The sequence below is a fragment of the Nonomuraea sp. NPDC005501 genome (assembly GCF_040605905.1).
GTDB lineage: Bacteria > Actinomycetota > Actinomycetes > Streptosporangiales > Streptosporangiaceae > Nonomuraea.
On record NZ_JBEXDT010000105.1, the window covers coordinates 22526 to 28708 of the forward strand.

The 6183-nt window shown below is 69.5% G+C and carries 7 protein-coding genes; 2 read left to right on the plus strand and 5 right to left on the minus strand.

Annotated features, from left to right (window positions below):
• Positions 1 to 43: 43 nt before the first annotated feature.
• A complete protein-coding gene (locus ABZS51_RS35890; RefSeq protein ID WP_310713069.1) occupies positions 44 to 826 on the minus strand; it encodes an enoyl-CoA hydratase-related protein in 783 nt (260 codons plus the stop codon).
• Positions 827 to 1080: 254 nt separating this feature from the next.
• On the opposite strand from ABZS51_RS35890, the gene ABZS51_RS35895 reads away from it, so the two are divergent.
• Together ABZS51_RS35895 and ABZS51_RS35900 are read left to right on the plus strand one after the other, a co-directional pair.
• Positions 1081 to 2424 carry a thiamine biosynthesis protein ThiF gene (locus ABZS51_RS35895; RefSeq protein ID WP_355450772.1) on the plus strand — a complete coding sequence of 448 codons (1344 nt, stop codon included), beginning with the start codon at positions 1081 to 1083 and terminating at the stop codon, positions 2422 to 2424.
• Between the two features lie 62 nt (positions 2425 to 2486).
• Positions 2487 to 3821: an AarF/UbiB family protein gene (locus tag ABZS51_RS35900; protein ID WP_355450775.1), complete on the plus strand. Its 1335-nt coding sequence runs from the start codon at positions 2487 to 2489 to the stop codon at positions 3819 to 3821.
• A 168-nt stretch (positions 3822 to 3989) separates the two neighbouring features.
• On the opposite strand, the gene ABZS51_RS35905 is transcribed toward ABZS51_RS35900, so the two are convergent.
• From ABZS51_RS35905 to ABZS51_RS35920, 4 genes are all read right to left on the minus strand, one after another.
• Positions 3990 to 4565, minus strand: a complete 576-nt coding sequence (locus ABZS51_RS35905) for a class I SAM-dependent methyltransferase (protein ID WP_355450778.1) — start codon at positions 4563 to 4565, stop codon at positions 3990 to 3992.
• Between the two features lie 164 nt (positions 4566 to 4729).
• Positions 4730 to 4972: a hypothetical protein gene (locus ABZS51_RS35910; protein WP_310713077.1), complete on the minus strand. Its 243-nt coding sequence runs from the start codon at positions 4970 to 4972 to the stop codon at positions 4730 to 4732.
• A gap of 5 nt (positions 4973 to 4977) precedes the next feature.
• Entirely contained in the window at positions 4978 to 5166 is a 189-nt protein-coding gene (locus ABZS51_RS35915) for a hypothetical protein (protein ID WP_355450781.1), read from the minus strand.
• Between the two features lie 136 nt (positions 5167 to 5302).
• The gene (locus ABZS51_RS35920) at positions 5303 to 5701 is read right to left on the minus strand and encodes a hypothetical protein (RefSeq protein WP_355450784.1); all 399 of its coding nucleotides are present in this window, start codon (positions 5699 to 5701) and stop codon (positions 5303 to 5305) included.
• Positions 5702 to 6183 lie beyond the last annotated feature (482 nt).

Sequence of the window (6183 nt, forward strand, 5' to 3'; positions counted from 1 at the left end):
AAATTCCACAGAGGGAAGGTGCTTGTTTCTCCTGGTCAGATGATTAAGACCCGGTGAATTTGGGCACGCGCCTTTCCCGCTGCGCGGCCAGCCCCTCGACCAGGTCGGCGGAGGCCATGGTCACGGGCTGTGCCAGCGCCTCCCAGCGCAGCGCGGCTTCCAGATCGGCGTGGCCGGAGGCCAGCGCGACTTTGGTGAGCCGGGTGGCGACGGGAGCGTTCCGCGCGATCTTCCGCGCGACCGCCGACACTTCCGTCATGAGGTCAGCTCGCGGAAAACAACGATTTACCAATCCTTTAATCTCTGCTTCCTTGCCCGAAATAGCCTGCCCGGTGAGCAGCATCTCCCTCGCCAGCCCCGTCCCGCCTCTCGCCGGCAGCAGGTACGTGGCCGCCATCCCCGGATGCAGACCGAGCGACGTGAAAGGGGCCAGCAGCCGGGCGTCGTCGGCCGCGTACACGAGGTCGCACGCCAGCGCCAGGCACAGCCCCGCGCCGACCGCCGGCCCGTTGACGGCCGCGACGGTCGGCACCTCCAGCGCCGCGATGGACAGCCAGGAACGGTAGAAGCCGAGCATCCGCTCGCGCAGCCGCGGAACGGGCTCGGCGTTCCGCTCGCCCAGCCATGACAGGTCGCCGCCGGCGCAGAACGCGGACCCGGCACCGGTGACCACCACGCACCGCACGTCCCGGTCACCGGCCAGCTCGGCCATGGTGTCGCGCCACTGCTCGGTCATGCCGTCGGTCATGGCGTTGCGCCGGTCGGGCCGGTTCAGGGTCAGCCGCACGACACCGTCGGGGTCGCGCTCGACGAGGAGCTCACTCATGCGGGGAGCGTAACGACCACCGCCCACCGCGCTCCAGGCATCCACGCCACCACCAGGTCCGGCCCATGCCGCGACGGCGTGGTCCCGGCCTTCCGGCAACGCTCGCGTCCCGACCTCCGCCCGTCGCTGTGGCGTTTTCCACCGTCCACCCCCGCGTCCTCGGTCATCCACAGCCCACCCTCCGCCTCCTCGGTTATCCACAGCCCGCGGAAAGCCGCCACGCGAAGCCGCCGCGACGTGGAAACCTTCCGGCCATGAGGCCACGTGTGAAGCCCGCCCTCCGGCGCATCCTGCGCGACGAGCGCACCCTGCAGCTCGGCGTCCATCCCGCCAAGGCCGTCGTCCTGACCGGTCTCACCGGCCCGGTCCGGAGATGGATCGCTCTGCTCGACGGCAGCCGCGACATGGGGCAGGTGCTGCGAGCCGCGTCCGCCGCCGGCCTCGACGAGCCGATGGCCCGCGCCATGCTCGACCAGCTGACCGCTCGCAGAGTGCTCCACGATGCCTCAGCCGGTCATGTGTCGCTGCGCGGGCTCTCGCTGGCCGAGCGCGACCGGCTGGAGCCCGACGTCGACGCCCTCGACCTGGCGTCGCCGGGCCCGGACGGCGGCTCCATCGTGTTCCAGGCAAGGAGACAGGCACGGGTGCGCGTCCACGGAGCGGGCAGGGTGGGGGCACAGATCGTCGCTCTGCTGGCATCGTGCGGCGTGGGCGACATCCGCGTGTTCGACCCGGGCCCGGTCCGGCCCCGCGACCTCACACCGGGCGGCCTGACGTGGAGCGAGCTGGACCTCAGCCGTCAGGACGGCGCGGTGGCCGTCGCCCGCCGCCTCACGTCCGGCGGAGCCCCGCCGCCTCCGGAAGCGGCAGGCGCCCCCCACACCGAGCCGGACCCACGCCCAGGCCGGCGCCGACGCCCTGGATCAGGTCCCGTGAAATCCGGCGTCCGTACCGTGAAGGACCACGCTCCCCCTGACCCGGCGCTCATGAGAACGGCCTCCCTGGAAGACGGCGCGCGTACCGTGGGAAACCAGGCTCACGTCCGCGCCGCGCCGGTCGTCACGCCGCCGGCCCCTCCCGGCACGCCTTCCGTCCTGGTACGAGCCGGCGGCCCCTACCTCGGCGACGGGACCCACCGCCCCGACCTCGTCATCCTCGCCCCCGTCGAGCCGCTCGACCTCCTGCTGGTCAACGAGCTGGCCGAGCTCGCCATCCCACATCTGCTCGTCTCCGCCTTCGAGGGGCACGGGTCCGTCGGGCCGCTCGTCCTGCCAGGCCGTACGGCATGCCTCCACTGCCTCGATCTGACCAGACGGGACCGCGACCCCGGATGGGCGATGGTGACCGCCCGGCTGGGCGGCTATCCGCCGGGAGAGGTCGCCTGCGACACCACCCTCGCGACGGCCGTGGCCGCCGCCGCGACCGGGCACGCGCTGGCCCATCTGGACGGTCATCCATCGGCTGTGACGAACTCCACAGCGGACGTCACCCCCGACTGGCGCTGGGGGAGCACGCCGTGGACGCCTCATCCGGAATGTCGTTGTATGCGAAACAATCCTTATTCGCTAAGAATGGTCGTGTCGCCCACCAGCGACTGACGTGTTCCGGCGACGACCGTCGAAAGGGGGAGCGGCTTCTTCCCGAGAGGCCGCGCATCAGTGTGAGCGATCTTCCACGCCGCGCCGTCACGCGCTCCGCCAAGCTGGCCTCTCTCCCACTGGGGTTCGCCGGGCGTGCAGCCCTCGGACTCGGCAAGCGGATCGGGGGCAAGCCGGCCGAGACGGTGGCCCTGGAGATCCAGCAGCGGACCGCCGAGCAGATCTTCAAGGTGCTCGGCGAGCTCAAGGGCGGAGCGATGAAGGTCGGCCAGGCCCTGTCCATCTTCGAGGCGGCCCTGCCCCAAGAGATCGCGGGACCCTACCGCGCCACGCTGACGAGACTCCAGGAGGCGGCGCCGCCGCTGCCTGCGGCCACCGTTCACAAGGTGCTGGCCGAGCAGCTCGGCGACGACTGGCGCGACAACTTCATCTCCTTCGACGACAAGCCCACCGCCGCCGCCTCCATCGGCCAGGTCCACCGGGCCGTGTGGCACGACGGCCGGGAAGCCGCGGTCAAGATCCAATACCCGGGGGCGGGCAAGGCGCTGCTCGGTGACTTCGCCCAACTCGCGCGGCTCGGCAAGCTCTTCGGGGTCGTGCTGCCCGGTCTCGACATCAAGGCGGTGCTGGAGGAGCTGCGCGAGCGCATCGCCGAGGAGCTCGACTACCTCCGCGAGGCCGAGGCCCAGCACGCCTTCGCCCTCGAGTTCATGGACGACCCCGACTTCCACGTCCCCGACGTGATCGCCGCCAACGAGATGGTCCTCGTCTCCGAGTGGATGGACGGCACACCGCTGTCCCGCATCATCGCCGAGGGGACCAAGGAAGAGCGCGACCGGATGGGGCTGCTGTTCGTCCGCTTTCTCTTCTGCTCGCCGGCCCGCGTCGGCATGCTGCACGCCGACCCCCACCCCGGCAACTTCCGCATGTTGGCGAACGGCAAGCTGGGCGTCCTCGACTTCGGCGCGGTCAACCGGCTTCCCGAGGGCTACCCCAAGGCGTTCGGCCAGCTGACACGGATCTTCAACAAGGGCGACATGGAGACCGTGATCAACGGGCTGCGGGAGGAGGGCTTCATCCGCCCGGGGATAGAGGTGGACCCGGACGCCCTGCGCGCGTTCCTCGCCCCGTACGTCGAGCCCACGGCGGTGGAGGAGTTCACCTTCAGCCGCGAATGGCTCCAGGCCCAGGCCGCCAGCGTCACGGACCTGCGCCCCACGAACGTGGTACGCCAGCTCAACCTCCCGGTGTCGTACGTCCTCATCCACCGGGTCCACGCGGCCGGCATCGGGGTCCTGTGCCAGCTCAACGCGACGGCTAGGTTCCGCGACGAGGTCGTCCGCTGGGTCCCCGGCTTCGCGGACGACCCGAACGACGAGGCCCTGGCCATCGGCTGACCCGTCGCCCTGTACGCGTACCCGCTGGTGAAGGCGTCAGGTGCCCGCTCGCAGAACACCGGGCGGGCCGACCTGCGCGTCATCCCCTCCGCTCAAGATCCCCGGTTCAGGCAGCCGTAGGAGCGTCTCGCTGCGCGGGACCGTCCGGACGGGCACTCGCGCCCGGCGTCAGACCGCCTGATACGTCAGCAGATAGCGCCAGAACACCAGCCGCCTGATCCGCGCCCCCGGCAGCAGCGTCGCCGCCTCGCTCCGAATCTCCTCCAACGTCATGCTCGCCGCCCTCACCGGTGCACCGACCTCCGGGGCGGGACGCCGGATCAGCGCGAGCCGCATGGCCGCGTTGGCCGGAATGGCGACCAGGTCGAGCAGGTAGTCCGAGGGGGCACTCATGCGGTAGCAGCCCAGCACGGCCAGTACCCCGCCGGGAGCGAGAGCCGCCCGCAACTTCCGTACCATGTCGAAGGGCACATGATGCAGGCTCGCCAGGCACGAGATGTAGTCGTAGTGGCCGGCAGGCAGCTCCATGGTCGTGATGTCGCCGTGGATGTAGGTGACCCCGGTGCCTGTCGCGGCGTGGATCACGGCCTTGTCGGGGTCGACCGCGTCGACGTCCAGCCCGCGGGCCGCCAACGCGCGTGCGAACCGCCCGGTTCCGCACCCGACGTCGAGTGCCCTGCGCGCCCCGTCCGGGATCTGCTTGATCAGCACCGGGTGGTAGTGATCGTTGTGATTGAAGGTCATCGGAAGATTGTCCCGACCACGGCGGGGCGCGGGGCCGCTTCCCTCGAATGGAGGCTGAGCCTGCATGCGACGCCGTCCTGACCGGCCAGGCCGGTGCTGACGTCGAACGGGAGGACGAGGCCGGGCCGGCTGCGGGAGCCGCCAGGGGGATCAACAGGGACGTACTAGCGGGCCGAACGCGGATTGTCGTCCTCGAAGTACGACCGGGACTCTTCCAGCGGGTCCACGTACGTGTCCGACTCCCGCTCGTCTTCCTCGTGGACCCATCGAGAGATGCCACGTGCCACCTCGTCGTCGATCTCGTCGATGCGATGCCGTTGCGGGAAGCTGTCGCGGTACATGGCGACGTGCGACTCCTGTACGTCGTCGCCCATGTCATGACTGATTTCGTAGAGTTGCTCGCTCATGGCACTCACACTTTGAAGATCATGATGGCCGCCCTTCGCACGGCCCAGCCGGTGAGAATGAGGCCGAAGATCGTCTCTCCGATGCGCATCCAGAGGGTGGAGTCCGCGTCCGCGTAAATCACGACGCCAACCCACATCAGGCCGAATATCCCAACAAAGGCGACCGCCGCCCAATTCAACCCTCGCTGCCACATACGCGCAGTCTGACAGCCATAGCACCAAGGGCGGGTATCTGCGGAGTTGTCATCCGGTCACCCCGCCGGCGGCGCATCGCGCACCGCTGGTCCCCGCGCAGCCGCCGGCGGCGCTCCGTGCTCCGTCGGCGGCCCATCAGTGGGAGAGCCGGCGGCCGGTGCCGACACAACGCCGCAGGCGCATTCCCTGCGGGCGGCGCTGGACGTTCTCCTCCAGGCACGCGAGCAGCGCCTCCGCCGCCCGCGCGTCGGACAGGATGCGCTGGACGGCCGCGCCGTCCTCGGGCAGCTGGCCGTGCTCGGCGAGCTCGTGCCTGAGAAAGGTCAGCGGGTCGGGGGCGCCGACGCTGTCCGCCGCCACGGTCGCGCGGGCGGCCGTGAGCAGACGCAGGTAGTACGTCCGGAGGATGGCCTCGCGCATGCGGGCGTGCTCCAGGTCGTCGATCAGAGTCCGGGCGACCCGCAGCAGGTCACCGGCGTGGGTTGCCTCATCGGCGAGGAAGGCGCGGATGTCGTCGAACTCCGAGCGAGTCATAGCGGACACCTCCATGGGCGCAGAGTGCTCGTACGTACTTCGTACCGTTCGGCGATTGCGGATGGGTTGACGTCGGCTTGCCGCGCGGCCAAGCCGGCTCTCCTCGTACGACCAGCTGGGGGCATGCCGAGGTTTGATTGACACGAGGGGAGGGAAGGACCGTGGGATTACCTGTGTGGCGCAAAGCAGGTGCGTCGGGCTGCTAGAGTTGCCGACGCAGGGCAGCCGAAGGCTCTGAGGAGCCTCGGAGGTGCCCGGCAACTCCCCTCTTCTCCTGGCTCGATGACGGACGATTCGCATGTGTCCGGATCGGCTGGTAAGTTAGAGGGGTTGCCCCGGAGACGGGGTAAGTCGGAATTCCGGAAGCGCCGAATTTGACAGTAAATTGGGTCGCTGAAAGAATAAAGACACAACGAAAGACCGAAGCGAAAAGCGCCTCTCGCAGTTCCGGGGAGTACGCGTCCGTTTCTTGAGAACTCAAC